17 protein-coding genes are annotated in these 17648 nt (G+C 60.5%); 8 read left to right on the top strand and 9 right to left on the bottom strand.

Annotated elements, in window-relative coordinates; translation table 11 throughout:
* Positions 1–549 precede the first annotated feature (549 nt).
* Positions 550–1455, top strand: a complete 906-nt coding sequence (gene yedA / locus E0D86_RS19270; protein WP_131651663.1) for a drug/metabolite exporter YedA — start codon at positions 550–552, stop codon at positions 1453–1455.
* Between the two features lie 136 nt (positions 1456–1591).
* Positions 1592–2779, top strand: a complete 1188-nt coding sequence (locus E0D86_RS19265) for an MFS transporter (RefSeq protein WP_131651662.1) — start codon at positions 1592–1594, stop codon at positions 2777–2779.
* Between the two features lie 9 nt (positions 2780–2788).
* On the opposite strand, the gene E0D86_RS19260 is transcribed toward E0D86_RS19265, so the two are convergent.
* The 5 genes from E0D86_RS19260 to E0D86_RS19240 form a co-directional block, all read right to left on the bottom strand.
* Positions 2789–3286 carry a MarR family winged helix-turn-helix transcriptional regulator gene (locus E0D86_RS19260; RefSeq protein WP_131651661.1) on the bottom strand — a complete coding sequence of 166 codons (498 nt, stop codon included), beginning with the start codon at positions 3284–3286 and terminating at the stop codon, positions 2789–2791.
* A 59-nt stretch (positions 3287–3345) separates the two neighbouring features.
* Positions 3346–4485: a cyclohexanecarboxyl-CoA dehydrogenase gene (gene aliB / locus E0D86_RS19255; RefSeq protein ID WP_131651660.1), complete on the bottom strand. Its 1140-nt coding sequence runs from the start codon at positions 4483–4485 to the stop codon at positions 3346–3348.
* 90 nt (positions 4486–4575) lie between these two features.
* Positions 4576–5358: an enoyl-CoA hydratase-related protein gene (locus E0D86_RS19250; RefSeq protein WP_131651659.1), complete on the bottom strand. Its 783-nt coding sequence runs from the start codon at positions 5356–5358 to the stop codon at positions 4576–4578.
* A gap of 14 nt (positions 5359–5372) precedes the next feature.
* Positions 5373–6140: an SDR family NAD(P)-dependent oxidoreductase gene (locus E0D86_RS19245; RefSeq protein WP_131651658.1), complete on the bottom strand. Its 768-nt coding sequence runs from the start codon at positions 6138–6140 to the stop codon at positions 5373–5375.
* 24 nt (positions 6141–6164) lie between these two features.
* Positions 6165–7832, bottom strand: a complete 1668-nt coding sequence (locus E0D86_RS19240) for an AMP-binding protein (protein WP_131651657.1) — start codon at positions 7830–7832, stop codon at positions 6165–6167.
* A gap of 190 nt (positions 7833–8022) precedes the next feature.
* Between E0D86_RS19240 and E0D86_RS19235 the strand changes: the two genes are divergently transcribed.
* Positions 8023–8799, top strand: a complete 777-nt coding sequence (locus E0D86_RS19235; RefSeq protein ID WP_131651656.1) for an enoyl-CoA hydratase — start codon at positions 8023–8025, stop codon at positions 8797–8799.
* A 50-nt stretch (positions 8800–8849) separates the two neighbouring features.
* Here the strand turns inward: E0D86_RS19235 and E0D86_RS21440 are convergent, their stop codons facing one another.
* Positions 8850–9020: a hypothetical protein gene (locus E0D86_RS21440; RefSeq protein ID WP_165914266.1), complete on the bottom strand. Its 171-nt coding sequence runs from the start codon at positions 9018–9020 to the stop codon at positions 8850–8852.
* Positions 9021–9458: 438 nt separating this feature from the next.
* Between E0D86_RS21440 and E0D86_RS19230 the strand changes: the two genes are divergently transcribed.
* Positions 9459–9770 (top strand): general stress protein, encoded by a 312-nt coding sequence (locus E0D86_RS19230; protein WP_019339525.1) that lies wholly within the window; start codon positions 9459–9461, stop codon positions 9768–9770.
* A 280-nt stretch (positions 9771–10050) separates the two neighbouring features.
* On the opposite strand, the gene E0D86_RS19225 is transcribed toward E0D86_RS19230, so the two are convergent.
* On the bottom strand, positions 10051–11742 hold the full coding sequence (locus E0D86_RS19225) for a PHB depolymerase family esterase (RefSeq protein ID WP_131651655.1): 1692 nt from the start codon (positions 11740–11742) through the stop codon (positions 10051–10053).
* Positions 11743–12113: 371 nt separating this feature from the next.
* On the opposite strand from E0D86_RS19225, the gene E0D86_RS19220 reads away from it, so the two are divergent.
* On the top strand, positions 12114–12713 hold the full coding sequence (locus E0D86_RS19220; protein WP_131651654.1) for an exopolysaccharide biosynthesis protein: 600 nt from the start codon (positions 12114–12116) through the stop codon (positions 12711–12713).
* Positions 12714–12752: 39 nt separating this feature from the next.
* On the opposite strand, the gene E0D86_RS19215 is transcribed toward E0D86_RS19220, so the two are convergent.
* Positions 12753–13823, bottom strand: a complete 1071-nt coding sequence (locus tag E0D86_RS19215) for a DUF1615 domain-containing protein (RefSeq protein WP_177493070.1) — start codon at positions 13821–13823, stop codon at positions 12753–12755.
* 355 nt (positions 13824–14178) lie between these two features.
* Between E0D86_RS19215 and E0D86_RS19210 the strand changes: the two genes are divergently transcribed.
* Both E0D86_RS19210 and E0D86_RS19205 read left to right on the top strand, forming a co-directional pair.
* Positions 14179–15141, top strand: a complete 963-nt coding sequence (locus E0D86_RS19210; protein WP_131651652.1) for a hypothetical protein — start codon at positions 14179–14181, stop codon at positions 15139–15141.
* A 49-nt stretch (positions 15142–15190) separates the two neighbouring features.
* Positions 15191–16054 carry an AraC family transcriptional regulator gene (locus E0D86_RS19205; RefSeq protein WP_131651651.1) on the top strand — a complete coding sequence of 288 codons (864 nt, stop codon included), beginning with the start codon at positions 15191–15193 and terminating at the stop codon, positions 16052–16054.
* Here the strand turns inward: E0D86_RS19205 and E0D86_RS19200 are convergent.
* Complete coding sequence (locus tag E0D86_RS19200; protein WP_131651650.1) at positions 16036–16623, bottom strand: LysE family translocator; 588 nt, start codon at positions 16621–16623, stop codon at positions 16036–16038. The genes E0D86_RS19205 and E0D86_RS19200 overlap by 19 nt on opposite strands.
* A gap of 315 nt (positions 16624–16938) precedes the next feature.
* On the opposite strand from E0D86_RS19200, the gene E0D86_RS19195 reads away from it, so the two are divergent.
* Positions 16939–17607, top strand: coding sequence for an HAD family phosphatase (locus tag E0D86_RS19195; RefSeq protein WP_131651649.1), 669 nt, complete (start codon positions 16939–16941; stop codon positions 17605–17607).
* Positions 17608–17648 lie beyond the last annotated feature (41 nt).

The following is a 17648-nucleotide window of genomic DNA, read 5'->3' as shown; positions in this document are numbered from 1 at the left end:
GGTTCATCAAATGGGTATTCGGCTCTTCACCGTCCTTGGTCTTGAGGCCTTGGACGGTGACCAAACAGCACTCTGATTCCTCCCTCCTGCGCTGCCCAGTTCGGGCAACCATCACGATCACTACGGTGCTCGCTCATAGCAAAACCGCAGATCCTGCGGGCATTGCCGTCATCCTGTTCGCCTCCTCAACTGCTCGCCCAAGCCTTTCTTGCGTTTCTGCAATGAGCGGCACGGTTGCTCCCAACGCCAGACCGCAATGACGGTGCGTCACGTCTTGCTTCATCCCCGTTTCATATTGTTGAAAAGCCCGTAACTTTATGCGAGACCAGGCTCAATGTAGATATGCGCCTCAACAACGAGCTGGTCTGCTCGCGAGTTACGGAATCGCTCACCAAGCCGAGTCACAGTATCGATGATCCCTCCGGCTCGGCCAGGTGGTCGGGACGAACCCGGGAAACTGCACCGCTAAACAAAATGCTCACTGTGCTTATTGTCCTCGCTGCGGCTATCTAGAATGGCTGCTCAAATGTCCGCGCCATGGTCTTTGTCATGTCTTCGCGCCGCTCATCGTTGTTGCTCGTGGGTGCTTTCCTCGCGCTCTATCTGATCTGGGGCTCGACCTATTTCGTGATCAAGGTGGGTGTGCAATCCTGGCCGCCGATGTTGCTTGCCGGGCTGCGTTTCGTCATTGCCGGTGGCTTGATGTTCGCCTGGCTGCGGTGGCGCGGTGTGCCGATGCCGACGGCAAAGGAATGGCGATCATGCGCAATCGTCGGGTTCCTGCTGCTGAGCTGCGGTAACGGTGGCGTGACCATCGCCGAACATCTCGGTGTGGCGTCCGCGGTAGCTGCGCTTGCGATCGCGACGGTGCCGCTGTTCGCATTGCTGTTCGGGCTGATCTGGGGCCAGCGCACCACTGGGCTGGAGTGGGGCGGCATTCTGCTCGGGCTGATCGGAATCGGCCTGCTCAATCTCGGTCATAACCTGCAAGCCAGTCCATTGGGCGCAATGCTGGTGCTGATCGCGGCGGCGAGCTGGGCGTTCGGCTCGATGTGGAGTCGACATCTCAGCCTGCCGGGCGGCGCGATGGCGAGCGCTGCGCAGATGCTTGTGGGCGGAGTGGTATTGCTTCTCGGCAGCGCCGCGAGCGGTGAACGTATGCAGCAGGCACCTGATTTCGCCGGCTGGCTTGCGCTTGGCTATTTGACGCTGTTTGGCTCCATCGTCGCGTTCAGCGCTTATCTTTACCTGCTCAAACATGTGCGACCCGCTGCGGCTACCAGCTACGCCTATGTCAATCCGGTGGTTGCGGTACTGCTGGGTATCACCTTTGCCGGCGAGCGGATCGGTGCGGAGGAGTGGTTGGCGATGACGGTCATCGTAAGCGCCGTCGTGCTGATTGGATTGCCGCAATGGCGCCGACCGAGGGTTGCGGCGAGCGTGAGGTCTGCCTGACGCGCTGGTGTTACCAAGGCGCAACGGTTGTATGATGAGTTCGCTTTTCTGTGATTGAGCCTTCCGTGCCACTGTCTAGATAGCACTCATCCGGCCGTGTCACCTAACTCGCGTTTCATCTTCGACAGGCGAATCGATGCCCACAGCAAAATCTTCTGCCAACGACACGTTTTTCATCCTTTCGCTAGTTGTCTTCAACTTCATTTCCTTTATTTCGATCGGCATCCCACTCGCATCGCTGCCGGCCTATATTCACGAAGACCTGGGTTTCAGTACTGCCGTCGCGGGCATCGTCATCGGTGCTCAGTACCTCACTACTTTGCTCTGCCGCCCCTTGGCTGGGCGCCTTGCGGATGAGCGGGGCGCGAAGAAAACCGTGCTGATCGGCATGGCGTCCGGGCTTGTCAGTGGTGTGCTGCTACTGATTTCAGCATTGCTTGAATCCTGGCCGATGGTGGGTATCGGCGTGATGGTCATGAGCCGGCTCGTCCTGGGCTTCACACAAAGCTTGATCGGTATTTCCGCTATCAGCTGGGGCATCACCCGTCTCGGACCGCAAAGCACGGCACGTATGATTTCCTGGAACGGTATCGCGGCCTATGGCGGCGTCGGTATCGGCGCGCCGCTGGGTGTGTTTCTTGCTCAATCGCTGGGGCTGTGGAGTCTGGGGGCGGTGACCATGCTGTTGGCTGCGCTCGGCTTGGCGCTGGCCTGGCGACGGGACGATGCGCCGCTCAATCCGGGGGAGCGGCTGCCGTTCGGTAAGGTGTTGTGGAAGGTCGCGCCGCCTGGCATCGGTCTGGCTTTGGCCACCATCGGCTACGGGACGTTAACGGCTTTCATTGCGCTGTATTACAACGCGCGAGGTTGGGATGGGGCCGCCTGGTGCCTGACGGCCTTCGCCTTCGCCTTCATCGGGACACGGCTACTATTTCCCAATCTGATCAACCGAGTGGGCGGCTACTCCGTCGCGGTGATCTGTTTAGCCGTGGAGATTCTTGGCCTGGTGATGCTTTGGCTCGCCGAGGCGCCGGGCGTTGCACTGGCCGGGTCGGCGCTGACCGGATGCGGCCTGTCCTTGCTCTATCCGGCGTTGGGCGTAGGGGTGGTGTCGCGTGTTGGGGTCGCCAACCGCAGTTCGGGACTCAGCGTGTTCGCCATGTTCTTCGATCTAGCACTAGGGTTGTCCGGCGCGATCATGGGGGCGTTGGCCGTTTACATCGGTATGCAGAGCATCTTTCTCGGTGCAGCTGCCATGGCAGTCGCCAGCCTGGCGATCGTATGGCTGCTGCTGAAGCAGGAGCGCAGGGCGCGGGCCGATTAGCGCGGCTTCTCACGGCTCGCTGGCGGGTGCCGTCGATATATCGCCGTTTTCAATCTGTCCCAGGGCGATGGCTCCGAGATCGGCTTGCAGCTTACTTAGGTAGTGTAGAAAGTTGACGCTGTCATCGAAGCTGAAGCCCTTCAGCCCTTGCTCATAGAACTCCTGGATGCGTACCTGCAGTGTGTCCCAATAGGCTTGGCCTTGAGCGGTCAGCCTGACCAGCCGTGCACGCCCATCGTCCGGATGCGGCACGCGCTGCACATGATGATCGCGCTCCATGCGCTTGAGCACACCGTCCAGGCTCTGGCGGCTGACCACCAGATACTCGGTGAGCTGATTGAACGAAATGCCATCCTCGTAGCCTGGCCGCGATAAAGCTCCAAGCACGGCCCATTGCACGGTGCTGATGCCCATCTCTTTCTGCACCTGTCGCTGCAACACGTTGCCGGTTTGAAACAACCGGAAGAAAAGCCGGTTGGGAATGCTCTTGGTTTCAATCGCGGTCATTTCGTTTCCTTGCGACCCATAGCGGCGCGCGGCGACGCGCAGCCGGCATGAGGGCGGGGTTATCGGGGCAGGTATTCGCGGGCGATGATATTTTTCATGATCTGCGCCGTGCCGTCACCAATCTGTAGCCCTAGCACGTCACGCATGCGCTGAGCGAAGGGCAGATCCTTGCCCCATCCAGTGTGGCCGTGGGCGAGCATGCACTGTTTGACCACATCGAACGCCAGTTTCGGTGCCCACCATTTGTTCATCGCGGCTTCGGCATTGTGCCGCTGACCGGAATCTTTCAACCACAATGCGTAGAAGCATTGCAGACGAGCCGCCTGCACGTAGGTCTGGTACTCGGCGAGCGGGTGAGTCAATCCCTGAAACGCCGCCAATTGCTGGCCGAACGCCTGTCTTTCGGTGAGCCACTGCCAGGTTTCGTCCAGCGATTGCTGAGCCACCGCGAGGCATTGCAGGCCAATCAGTGCGCGGCTGTAGTCGAAACCCTGCATGACCTGCTTGAAACCTTTGCCGTCGTCACCCAGCCGATGGCTGGCGGGCACCTCGACATTGTCGAAGAAGATCGAGCCACGTCCGATGGCGCGCTGTCCGGCATCTTCAAAGCGGGTGGTGCTGATACCGGGCAGGTTCATGGGTACGAGGAAAGCGCTGATGCCGTTAGCGCGCGACTCCTGAGTGCCGGTGCGGGCGAACACGACCGCGACGTCCGCTTGGTCGGCCATGGAAATGGAGGTTTTCTCGCCGTTCAGAATGTAGGTGTCGCCCCTGTTTTCGGCTTTCATGCGTAAGCTTGCCGCGTCGGAACCCCCGCTGGGTTCGGTCAGCGCAATGCAGACGATCCGACGCCCGGCAGTGATCTCGTTCAGCCATTCGCCAGCCAGTTCCGGGCTGGCGTGCTGGCTGATGATCTGGCCGTTGAGCGAGGCCAGCAACGGGATGTAGCCGACATTGAAGTCGCCACGGGAAATTTCTTCGATGATGATTCCGGCGGTCACGCAGTCCAGGCCGCTGCCGCCGTATTGTTCCGGCAGTTCGCCGCCGAGCAGGCCCATGTCGCCCATCTGTTGGATGACTTCACGCTCGATGACGCCCGTCTGGTCGCGTTTGCGATAGCCGGGGGCGAGCACCTCGGCGCTGAAGCGAGCGACGCTACCGCGGATGGCGTTCTGTTGTTCGTTGAAGGCGAAATTCATAAGGTTCTCCAGCACTGCTGCGCCGCTGTTCGATAGATTCGGCCGGGCGCCCCGGTTCCCGGAGCGTCCCGCGAGGCCGAATACGCCGCGTTATTTGTAAAACTTGCGGAAGTCCGGCTTGCGTTTTTCCTTGAACGCGGCGGTGCCTTCCTTGGCCTCGTCGGTGTCGTAATACAGACTCAGCGCCTGCATGCCGAGCCCGCCGATGCCAGCGATGTTTTCGCTGTCGGCATTGAACGAGCGCTTGGCGATGGAGAGGGCGGTGGGGCTCTTCTCGAGAATCTCGTCGCACCATTTCTGTACTTCCGCATCAAGCTCCTCGTGAGGGACTACGGCATTCACCAGCCCCCATTCCAGTGCCTGCTGAGCGCTGTATTTGCGGCACAGGTACCAGATTTCCCGGGCGCGCTTTTCACCGATGACGCGCGCGAGATAGGCGGTGCCGAAACCGGGATCGACCGAGCCGACCTTAGGCCCGACCTGGCCGAAGACGGCCTGATCCGAGGCGATGCTGAGATCGCAGACCACATGCAACACATGCCCGCCACCAATGGCGAAGCCGTTGACACGCGCGATGACCGGCTTGGGCACCTCGCGAATCAGCCGCTGCAATTCCTCGACCGGCAGGCCGATCAGCCCGCGGCCGTCGTACTGGCCTGCATGAGCGCTCTGGTCGCCACCGGTGCAGAACGCCTTGTCACCAGCGCCGGTGAAGACGATAACGCCAACGGATTTGTTCCAGCCGGCGCGGTTGAACGCGTCGATCAGCTCCATGCAGGTCTGGCCGCGAAAGGCGTTGTAACGGTCCGGGCGGTTGATGGTGATGGTCGCGACGCCGTCGTTTTCGGTGTAGAGAATGTCTTCGTAATTCATGATGAGTCTCCTGTTTAGCCGGCCATGGTCAGGCCGCCGGACACGCTGATGACCTGTCCGGTGATGAAATCGGCGTCGTCGCTGGCGAGTAGACAGACGATGCCTGGATAGTCTTCCGGCTGGCCGAGGCGACGCTTGGGTACGGCGTTCTTGAAGGCTTCGAGCAGTTTTTCCGGGTTGTTGGAAGTCGCCGCCACGCTTTTTAGCAGCGCCGTGTCGGTGGGGCCGGGGCAGACCACGTTGAAATTGATGTTCTTGCTCGCCAGCTCACGAGCTAGAGTCTTCGACAGACCAATCAATCCGGCCTTGCAGGCGGCGTAGACCGCCTCGCCGGACGAGCCGACACGCGCGGCATCGGAGGCGATGTTGATGACCTTGCCGCCGCCGGCTTCGAGCATCTTCGGTAGCACCACGTGGTGCATGTTGAGCGCGCCGGTCAGGTTGATGTCGATCAGTTGCTGCCATGTGCCGGGTTCGGTCTTGAGGAACGGCATGAAACGGTCGAAACCGGCGTTGTTGACCAATATGGTCGGCACGCCCAGTTCGCTTTCCACACGGTTCACCGTCTCGACGATCGCGGCGTAGTCGGTGATGTCGGCGGCGTAGGCCTTGGCCTGGCCAGCCGCTTCGACAATCAGTTCAGCGGTCGTCTGAGCGGCCGCTGCGTCGCGGTCGAGCACCGCGACACGGCTGCCCTCAGCGGCGAAACGCAGGCACAGGGCACGGCCAATTCCGCCGCCGCCGCCGGTGATGATCACGGTTTTTTCACGAAGGTCTTTCATGTGCGTACTCCAGTTGAAAACGTGTCAGGCCGGGTTTGCCGCCGAGAGGCAGATGCCCTTGGCCTGTTCGCGCAGTTTGAATTTCTGGATTTTTCCCGAAGGCGTGCGCGGCAAGGCCGGGAGCACCTCAAGGTATTCGGGTAGGTAGTTGCGGGTGAGTTTTTGCTCGAGAAGAAAACTGACCACGTCCTGCAGGCTCAGTGATTGATGGCCTTCATGCAGCGTGACGTAGGCGCAAAGGCGTTCGCCCAGACGGGCATCGGGACAACCGACCAGCGCCACGGCGGAGATGGCCGGGTGCTTGTAGAGCAGGTTTTCGATCTCTACCACTGGCACGTTCTCGCCGCCTCGGATTACGACGTCCTTGGTACGGCCGGTGATGCGGATGTAGCCCTGTGTGTCCATGCGCGCCAGATCTCCGGTGGGAAACCAGCCGTGCTCATCCACGTCGTACAGATCAGGGCGTTTCAGATAGCCGATGAACAGACTGGCGCCCCGCACCAGGAGGTTGCCTTCCGTGCCGTGCGGCACCGGTTCGCCGCGCTCGTCGACAACGCGCACCTCCATGTAAGGCAGCGCCACGCCATCGGTGCCGATGGCCCGCTCCGGGTCGTCTTCCGGGTGCGTCATGGTCACCGCGCCGTTCTCGGTCATCCCCCACGCGGAGACGATCCGGGCATTGATGGCGCCGCCGGCTCGCTCGACCAGCGCGCTCGGTATCGGTGCGCCGGCGGAGACGAAAATGCGTAACGAAGCCAGTTCTTCCTGATGCCGAGGCGCGACTTCGATTAGATCGGCCAGAAACGGCGTGGAGGCCATGGTGAAGGTCGGCCGCTCTGCCTTGGCGACCTGAACCGCGAATGCCGGGTCCCATACGTCCTGCAGTACGCAAGTGCCGCTCAGGTAGACGGGCATCATCAGGCCGTAGAGAAAGCCGGTCTGATGGGCCATCGGCGAGGCCATGAAGACGATGTCGTCCCGGCCCAGATGCAGCCGCTCGGCATAGGGGCGGATGTTGCTCCACAGCGTATTGCTGCTATGCAGGACGCCCTTCGGCTCGCCCGTGGTGCCGGAGGTGTAGAGCAGCTGCACGACATCGTCGCCGTGCGGTCGCCGCTCGGCGAACAGCGCCTGGGTATCGAGTTCTTCTTCCCAGGCGCGATCCAGCAGTACCTGTTGAAAACAGCGGTTTTCTTCCTGGCTGTCGATTACCAGCACATGCTCGAGCGCAGGCAGCTCCCCGCGCAGGCTACCCACCATCGCCGCATAGTCGAAACCGCGAAAGGACTGTGGGATGACCAGCACGCGGCTCTGGGCGTAGCTGAGCATGAAGCGCAGCTCACGTTCGCGAAAGATCGGCATCAGCGGATTGAGCACCGCGCCGATGCGCACGCAGGCGAGGTGCAGCGCGGTCATCTGCCACCAGTTCGGAAGTTGGCAGGACACCACTTCTCCCTTGCTCACGCCAAGCGAGGCCAGGCCGGCAGCCATGCGATTAACGATTTGGTTCAGCTCCGCATAGCTGAGCGCGCGGCGCTCATTTTGATTCACGCGATAGGCGATGATGGCGGGGGAATCGGCTGCGCTGGCTACGGCTTGGTCTAGATAATCCGTAATGATCATGTCATTCCAGGCGCCGGATCCGAGCATCGATGCGCGGCGTTCGGCTGACACCGTTGCGGTGATATTCATGGATAAACCACCTCTTGTTTTGGGTAGCGTTGTTCTTGTCGTGGGCGAAGGGAACTGCTGATCGCTGAGATGGAAGATAAGATCGCATAGATAACTATGTCAACATGTTGTCTTTATTTTGGGCGTAGCTAGACTCGTTGCATACCGCTCAGCCACGCCCTGTGCAAAGCGGGACAACGGGAGAATGCTCTTGGAATACAACAACATCTTGACCGAGCGGCACGGTGCCGTTGGGCTCATTCGATTGAATCGCCCACAGGTACACAACGCCTTGAACGATCGGCTGATGACCGAACTGGGCACCGCGTTGCGCCGGTTTGAAAGCAATAGCGAGGTCCGAGCAATGGTCATCACGGGCAACGAAAAGGCTTTTGCCGCAGGTGCAGACATCGGCGAGCTGCAGCACAAGACATTCGTCGAGGCTTACCTGGAAGATGTCGTCACAGCCAACTGGGAGGAAGTCACGCGCTGTCGCAAGCCGGTCATCGCAGCGGTCGCCGGGCTGGCGCTCGGAGGCGGCTGCGAGTTGGCCATGATGTGCGACCTGATCATTGCGGCGGAAACGGCGCGTTTCGGCCAGCCCGAAATCAAGCTGGGCACTTTGCCTGGGGCTGGCGGGACCCAGCGACTGACCCGTGCGGTAGGGAAGGCCAAGGCGATGGACCTGTGCCTGACGGGCCGTACCATGGGTGCCGAAGAAGCCGAGCGTTGTGGGCTAGTCAGCCGAGTGGTGCCGACAGCCGCCCTGCTGGAAGAGGCCATGCAGATTGCGACCCTGATTGCCGGCTACTCGGAAGTAGCGGTGAAATTGAATAAGGAGGCCGTCAATCTGGCGTTTGAAACCACCTTGAACCAAGGGGTGAAATTCGAGCGCCGGCTGCTGCACGCAAGCTTCGCCACGGCGGACCAGAAAGAAGGGATGCAAGCGTTCACGCAGAAGCGAGAACCTCGGTGGGCTCACCGTTGATCGGTGCCGCCCGCTGCCCGAGCAATTGCAAGGCAGCGGATGCGGCAGGGCTATCTTCCCGTCGCGCACATGCCGAGATCCAGAGAGGCGCGTCTGGCCAGCGCTGCGGCGCTCGGGCGACAGCTGCTCTTGCCTCGTTGCAGTTGCTTCCAGAACTCAAGCGGCTGATTGACGCTCAGGTCAGACTGCTTCACCAGATTTTCCAGGGTTTTGCTGTTCATGCGGCCTCCAATAGCTCAATCCGAGTGGTTGGTGGTCCTTGAAAAAAGTCGCGTCCTTGCGCCAGCCGTCGCGGCTTTCCATTGATGCTGAGAATGCTTGCGGCGGGTTACAGCTTGTTGACAGCGTCATCGACCTCTTGGCCAAGGGACGAACGGTCCGTACGGAAAACGCTATGCCATGCGGGGGAAAAGGAGGGTATACACGCAAAGGCTGATCAGTTCTGGTATTGCCGTTTCGTTGCTATTGAAATGCAACTAACAAAGTGTCATCGCATAGGTATAACTCGCCGGTTGGTTTCGTTTGGCTTATTTAAACCGTTCATCGTTTGTCGTGATTGTTTTCGAACTCTTAAGCGTGTGATGCCCTCCGAGATAGGGAGGCGACTGCACTGCGGGCGTCAGTTTATTTAGCATTTATTCACACTGGAGATAGATCTCATGTCGAATGATAAGAGCGGAAATCCGGGTAACTTTGCAAACGATCGCGAGAAGGCTTCCGAAGCCGGTCAAAAAGGCGGTCATAACAGCGGCGGCAATTTCGCCAACGACCCGCAGCGCGCTTCTGAAGCTGGCCAGAAAGGCGGCCAGAACAGCGGTGGTAACTTCGCAAACGACCGCGAGAAGGCGTCCGAGGCCGGCCAGAAAGGAGGCCAGAATAGCGGCGGCAATTTCGCGAACGATCGCGAGAAAGCCTCCGAAGCAGGCAAAAAGGGCGGCCAGAACAGCCACGGCGGTGGCCGTAACTCCTGATTATTAGTATCAGCTAATAGTCGGCAAAGCGGAGCTCGTTAAGCGAGCTCCGCTTTTTTATGTTATTAAAAAGTTGGTATAGATTCCTGGGGCGAAACGTAATCCGAACTAACTGGCACTGATGGCGTTATTGTTTCGCAGTATATGCTTATGTCTATTAGTTAATAGGCCTGGTTGTATCGAAAGTATGTCAGGCGGTGCATGAAGGTTTCGCTCTTCTTGCAGATGGCTGGCCACGTACTATCCAAAGCAACGGGCCAGCCTTTTTCAGCGAGGTCTGTTACGGGCACTGGCCCGCTTCGTATAGACCCGGGCTGGATTCGCGAACCCAGGCATTGCTACCCGATATCTGACCCAGCGCGTCGTCACCACCCTGTGTGTAATAACCCATTTGGTAGTAGGCCCGGCCGGCTGACAAATGCTGAAGATTGGTGCTGTACCAGTCTTGGCAAGTGTGACCGTCGTTCCCGCCTTCGCCGGCACGACAGGCCTCCGGTTCTGCGGCATACCACGTGCCCGGCTCGCCCTGGTACAGCTTGACTGAAGTCCAGGTATCGAAGGAGGCACCGATGTCCTGACGGTCGGTCAGAGACAGCGCACGCAGGCTGGAAATACCTCCGGCGACGGCACGGCCGGCGCTGATATGAGCGTTGGGTGACGCGCTGGCAACCTCGCAGGTCGCGGTCGGTGCGTTGGGGTCGAACACCGAAACAGTGCGGGTCCGGGTGGCGGTATTGTTATCCGAATCGGTGACTTCATAGGTGCAGTTGTAGTCGCCAACGGTGTTGGTATCTACGCTGGAACAGTCGGCCGTAACCGTCAGGTCGCCGTCTTCGCGGTCGGATGCCGTCGCACCCGGATCGGTGAAGGACTGGCCCAGTGCGACTTTCAGCGGGTTGTCACCCAGCACGGTAATCGTCGGTGTACCGTTCTCGCCGCCGCCATCACGGGCGTGGCGACTGAAGAAGTCCCAGATGATGTCCGGATAACTCGGGCCGGCGCGTACCGCCCAAGGGCCTTCGCTGCCGTTGGTTCCGCCGACCCAGTAATGTCCGTGGTTGGTGTCGGCGGTGTTGGCCGTGTTCTGCGGGCCGTTGAAGAACACCGTCTCGACGATGGACCGCCCGTCGCCTGTCCCGTAGCGGGTGTGCTGGCAGTTGTAGTTGTTCTGATGGTGGGGGCTGCAGGCTGCCTGGCTCTGCTGGGCCTTGGCTGGTGTGTCGTGACTGGTGCCGCCGAATACTTTCAGATGGGCGTCGCGAAGGTTGCGGCCGGCTGGCTGGATGACGGTGCAGTCGTTATTGCTCTGCAGCACCATCAGCGGGATCGTGTAGGTGTCGTTCAGCTCCGTCTGCATGTCGTTGGCGACCTGGTCGACATTGTGAAACGTCGCGTAGCCGGGGCACTGACCAGACAACGAAACCGATGCGGCATCTTCACCATACGGCAGACCGGCGGCGCTCGCCGCAGCGGCCCAGTACTCGTTATGCGTCGTCGCCGCCACGACCGCCATCGCGCCGCCAGACGACAGGCCGGTGATGAATCGCCGGTTGGTGTCGATGCTGTGCTGCGCCTCGACCGCCTGGGCAATTCTCACCAAATCCTGCGGTTCGCCTGCACCTTCATGCTGGTGCTGGTCGAACCAGAAACCCCAGCAGTTCTGGTTGCGCAGGCCGTCGTAGCTGGTGATGAAGGGCGTCACCAGGATAAAACCATTTTGGTCCGCAGCCGCCTTCAAACCCCACTCGTCGAGCGCGTTGGCCTGGGTCTGGCGGCAACCGTGGAGCGCCATCACCATGGGCGCCGGTGTTGATAGCCCGCTAGGGACATATACCTGGTACTGGCGCTCCCGCGAACCGGGATGACTGCCGGCCGGGAGCGAAGCGGAGGTGACGGTGCCCGCCTGTGCGGGCGTTACGGCGGTATTGAGGGCGATCGCTGCGGTGATCGCAAGCAAACCTCGGATCTTCATAGCTTTTCCTTCCATCTTGTTTTTGTAAGGAATCGCGCGGACGGAACATCCCGCAGCGAAGCGGGCCATGCGCATGTTGTGCCATGAGCAGAAATCCCAGTAAAAACAAGGTGTTGCCATGCCCGCACCACGGGAGTGGCGAGCACGCTCCAATAATCTGGACATCGATAGGAGCCGCCCCATGCGCGGTGGTCGACCTAGAGCCCATCAGGCCATTTCATGGCCCGTCCGGATTTCCAGACACCGTCCGCTACGCTGGACAATTCGGCGCTAAGGCAACGACCGGAAATATCCTGACAGCCAATGCCTTTTGAAAACGACAGGGTTTGTGAAACCTTACGGCGACATCCACGTAACGCAGAGAACCTTCTATGACTGAGGCCAAGCAGAGCGGGCAGGCGGGTCTGGAGCAGGTGATCGACGGGATCATCGAGCTTGGCAAGAGGCAGGACAAAGTCGCCATCAACGAGATTCAGGACAGCCTCGGGCGCCGTAGCTTTGGGCCTTTTCTGTTCGTTCCGGCAATCATCGAAATCAGCCCGGTCGGCGGGATACCCGGCCTGCCGACGGTGCTGGCTCTGATCGTTGCGTTGTTCTCGATCCAGATGCTGATGGGGCGCGACCATTTCTGGATGCCGGATTTCCTCGCCAAACGCACGGTCAGCGGCGCGAAGCTCGACAAGGGCCTGAACAAAGTGCGCCGGGTCGTGCGATGGTTGGACAAGATCAGCCGCGCACGCCTCGGTTGGGCCGTCCACAAGGGGTTTCTGCGCCTGATCGCGGTGCTTTGCGTGTTGCTCGCTACTTCGGTTCCGCCGCTGGAGTTGATGCCGTTTGCCAGCACGGCGCCATTCGCGGCGATCGCGCTGTTCGGCCTCGGTATCACCACACGGGATGGATTACTGGTGATCCTGGGACTGATCGTCACAGTCGGCGCGTTCGTACTGGTCGGCATGGGGCTGCTGGGCTGAGCATGGCCACGACAATCCAATGTGCCGTGCTCGCATGTCTCAATTGCGGGCGCGCCTCATGCAGGCCAGGTGCTGGTCGTTGACCCGGTTGGCGAACCAGGCGGTGGTCAGGTTGCGGGTGATTTTCGGACTCTCGAGACGGATGCCCGGAAGCACCGCTCGTGGCAGCGGTTTGCCTGCGCGCTTCTCCGCTAGCTCATACACGCGTTCGTAGAGCCGAGTTTTCTCGAAGCCGTGGGTGTCGCCACGTTCCAGCGCGTTGCGTATCGCGGTTTCGCTCATGTCGAGTTTGCCCGCCAGTGATCGTACCGCCGTCTCGGTCTGCCCAGCCTTGCTGCTGCCGTGAATGATCAGGTCACCATCGAGGGCCAGCTTGCTGCCGCTGGCCCGCGCCACCGCATTCTGGAACGCGGCGTTGCGGCTGGCGTACCAGCCGGCATTGAAGTCGGCGAAGCGATAGAGCGGCTGCGTGTAGCTGGTGGGATAGTCCAGCAGGTGAGCGATGCCGAAGTACATGCCGCCACGGCGAGTGAATACTTCGTCGCGGATCGAGCCCTTGTGCTCGAAGGGGTACTCCCAGCGGCGCGCTTCGGCGAAGGCGATGCTGACCTGCATCGGTCCGCCGGTCTTGACCGGGTTGAGCGTGCCGAACAACTGCTCGCCAAGCGGCACGATGCCAATGAAGTCATCGAAAATCGCACTCAGCTGTTCTTCCGTGCGCACCGCATCCAAGCGCTCGTTGTAGGTCTTTCCATTGGGCGAGCGTACATCCAGCGCAGCATTCACCACGAAGCGCGGGACATGCAGGCGTGCGGCGCGGCGATAAATCTCTTCACGCGAAATCTTGGCCAGGCCAGGCACTGGAGGCGTGGCCTGAAAAGTGGACTCCTGCACGGTAACCGCGAGCACTGCACAGAGATTTTCATCGCTCGGAGGAATTTCCAGCGCATCGAACGCGGCATAGATGTCGGTGGCCCAGCCTTGGCGATCCGGAATGTCGCTGGGGATCAGACGGACGATTTTCGCCCGCACCTCATCGGGACGCGGTGCCGGTATTTCCGGCTGCCGGCTACCGCAGCCGGCCAGGCTCAAAAGTACGACGCTGCCCATAACGGTGAGCGCCCTATGCAAGGCTGCGGTATCGACCCGCCGCGCAATTGCAGTTAAGGATTCGATGGCCGCTGAAGCCTGCCGGTGAGGAAAGTGAAAAGCCATGCCGTTCCGTTTGTCTCGTGCTGTGGGGCTTGGACAATAAAACAGACGAAGCTGCTGACAAAAGCTGCGCCGCAAGGAAGTTTCCTACCAGCCGCTGAACGTTATCCTGAACCCGGCGGCGCGACCCGCTACGAATGCTGGCTTTGATTTCAGTCAGATTTCTGCCGGAACTTGCCCTCTGCGCGTTGTCCCAACCAGACAGATCCGTCCGCACGCCGTGCCCGCACCCGTGCCAATAGAGCGTCTATTCATGAGCGAAAAGAACTTTGATATTCGGCGGCTTGAGCGCTACGGCAGCGATACCTGCGAGTACCTGCTGGCGATCATCACCGATGAGGACCATGCCTCTCTGGTGGAGTTGGACGACGGTGGAACCGGCTGGCAGTCCACGCTGCGTCACGATCGAATCTACCGCGAGGTAGATCCTCACACCGGCCGGCCTCGTTATCGGTTCGAGGACATACCGGAGGATCAGGGCGGTCAGTATCGGCTGATCAGCCAGATCGCCGAAGGCGGGCGGGGCGCCGAGTTTTCCGAGCTTGTGATGTTCGGCAAACGCCTTGTGACCTTCGATGATCGTACCGGCCTTGTCTGCGAGATCCGCGATCAACGCCAGCTGGTGCCGCGGCAGATTCTGATGACTGGCAGCGGTGATGAGGCATTCAAAGGTTTCAAGAGTGAATGGGCGACGCTTTGGAATGATCGAGTCGTTGTCGGCAGCCATGGTAAACGGCCGACTGAAGAGTGGGTGAAAATGCTCGACCGCAACTATGGCGTGCGCAGCGTCGACTGGGCTGAGCGCTACCAGCGCATCCGCGATGCGCTCGGAGTAGGGCCGAACGGCTACGTCATTCACGAGGCGGTCGAATGGCATCCTTATCGCCGCGAATGGCTGTTCTTCCCTCGCAAGATTTCCACCTCGCCGTTCGATCAGGCGATCGACGAATGCGAACGCGGCGCCAATACCTTGATTATTGCCAACGAAGACTTCAGCGAAATTCGTACCGTGCAGGTAGGCGACTGCAATCCCGAACGCGGTATTTCTTCGTTCAAGATCCTGCCGGGGCATCCCGACGAATGCATCGGGCTCAAAAGCGTGGAGATCGGCGACCGCACCGAAAGCTACCTGTTCTGCTTTAACCTCGACGGTGAAGTGTTGCAGGACGATATATTCATCGGTGATTACAAATGCGAAGGGTTAGAAATTCTCTGAACTCCGGCTACGCTGATGCTTTCTCGAAGTAGCCGCAACAGACCGGATCATGAGCCTGCCGAACCGAACGCCCATAGCACCCATTTCCCAATTCTGGCGGGACGCGGCGCTGCCGTTTATCGAAGCACGCACCGTAGCTGACGGACGCCGCGTCTGCTACTCCCGACACAGCCATGAAACCTTTTCCATCGGTTTGATCGACAGTGGCTGTAGCACCTATATCAACCGCCATCATCAGTGCCGTATCGATGCAGGAACGCTGGTATTGATGAACCCGGGCGATGTGCATGCCTGCAATCCGATCGAGAACCAGCCCTGGGCGTATCGCATGCTGTACGTCGATGCCGGTTGGTTGGCTGGTCTGCAGGACGACCTGGAAATGGGCGGCACCGGCTTTCGCCGCTTCTCACCCATCCTGACGCGCGATCCGCTGCTCCAGGCCGGGTTTCGCCATTTCCATGGCGTCTTGACCGATGAGCTTGCCGAACCTTCGCACAAGCACGGCGCCGCGGTGGAGTTCTTCAGTCTGTTGCATCGGCGGTTGCGGCTGGACGTGGCCGCGCCGGTGAGCGACTCGAAGTTGCGGCGCGCTGCCGAACTCATTGCCGACAACTATCAGCGCCCGCTCAGGCTTGACGAGATCAGCCATGCGGCCGGGGTGTCACCGTCGAGCCTGATCCGCTCATTCAAGAAACACTTCGGGATGACCCCGCATGCGTATCTGACCAATCGCCGTGTGCAGTTCGCTCGTGCCGAACTGCGACGTGGCATACCCATTGCCGAGGTAGCGCTGGCGGCGGGTTTTGCCGATCAGGCGCATCTGCAGCGCGCTTTCAAGCAGTTGCTGGCGGCCACTCCTGGACACTATCGCGGCGTACGTTGCGCTGATAGCGTTCAGAACAACAGCAGATAAGCTGCGCAGCCCGCTAGTAGTGCGGCCATGATGCGGTTGAACAATCGCACCCGCGCGGCGTTGTTCAGGTAGTGCTGCAAAAAGGTCCCGGCATAGGCCCAGCAGGCCAGCGAGGCGTAACAGATCACGAAATAGATCGCCGCGAAGCGCCACACCGAGGGCGCATCGCCGGCCGCCGCGAACAAACCCATGCCGGCGACCGAGGCCAACCAGGCCTTGGGGTTGAGCCATTGCATCGCCGCGCCATAAAGCATGCTGGGCCGCACCGCCGGTTTGTCAGCGTTCAGACTCCCATCGTCGGTAGCCAGCCGAAATGCCATGTACAACAGAAACGCGACGCCGGCTAGCCGGATCGACTGGGTCAACCAGGGCCAGCGCAACAGCAGCTCGCTCAGCCCGAGGCCGATCAACAGCAGTAATAGGGTGAAGCCGATGGTCGCGCCACTGACGTGGCGCATGGCCTGACGCAGACCGAACTGCGCACCGGCACTGAGGGCGACGATATTGACCGGGCCGGGCGAGATGGAAGAGGCCAGCGCAAAGGCCGCCATGGACAGCAACAGACTCATCGGTAACTCCTAATTCACGCAGGGGATGTCAGCGCTAAGGCTGGGAGCGAACGCAGCGCTGGTATTGAACGAAATGCGCACGGTGCTCGGATGATGGTGACTGGCGCAGCGAAGGGCGTGCTGCAAGAACATTTGACCCGGCTACCGGGCACCGGTCGTCATTGGCCTCCGCGCCGATGCGGAAGAGTTGTCGGCATGCGCAACAGCAATGGATGCGACGCGCAATTGCCATCGAAGCGGCGTAAAACTCGGCATGCTTGGCGCAGTCCAAGCTGGCGCGGCGCTATTGCCGCGCGTCAATCACCAGGAGATCCGATGGCCACTATCGACCTGCTGATCAGCGATTGCGATGGCGTGATCGTCGACAGCGAGATCATCAGCCACCGCGTGCTGTTCGAGTCGCTGAGCCTCCATGTTCCGGCGGACCTGCTGGGCGATGCATTGGAAGGGACGTTCGGCCTGACGGTGCCGAGTATCATCGACCTCATCGAAAAGCGCTTCGATTTGAAGTTGCCGAAGACTTTCGATGAAGATCTGCGGCGTCACAGCGAGAAAGCGGTAGCCGAGCAAGTCCAGGCCATCCCAGGCGTACGTGACGCACTGCTTGCCATCGATCTGCCGCTTGCGGTGGCGTCCAACAGCCGTCTGCACAATGTCGAGTCGTCGCTGCGCCGCGCCGGGCTGACCGAGCGGGTTGCTGGGAATATCTTCTGCGCCGAAATGGTGGCTTCGCCGAAGCCCGCGCCGGATGTCTATCTGCTGGCTGCCGAGCGCATGGGCGTCGCGCCGGGGCACTGTCTGGTGGTTGAGGACAGCCCGACCGGTGTCCTGGCGGCACGCACCGCGGGCATGCAGGTGATCGGCTTTACCGGCGCGAGCCATATTCCCGCCGGGCACGATCAGGCGCTGCGGGAGCTGGGCGTGGCGACCGTGATCAACGACATGCGTGAACTGCCGGCTGCGGTCGCGGCGCTGGCGGGCTGAAACGAGACGGTCTACGAAGAAACCCCTTTTTTTCGCAACGG

It is taken from the genome of Pseudomonas sp. IC_126, from assembly GCF_004331835.1.
Classification (GTDB): Bacteria; Pseudomonadota; Gammaproteobacteria; order Pseudomonadales; family Pseudomonadaceae; genus Stutzerimonas.
The sequence above is the reverse complement of the archived record's forward strand: the minus strand, read 5'-3'. Positions and strand labels throughout refer to the sequence as shown.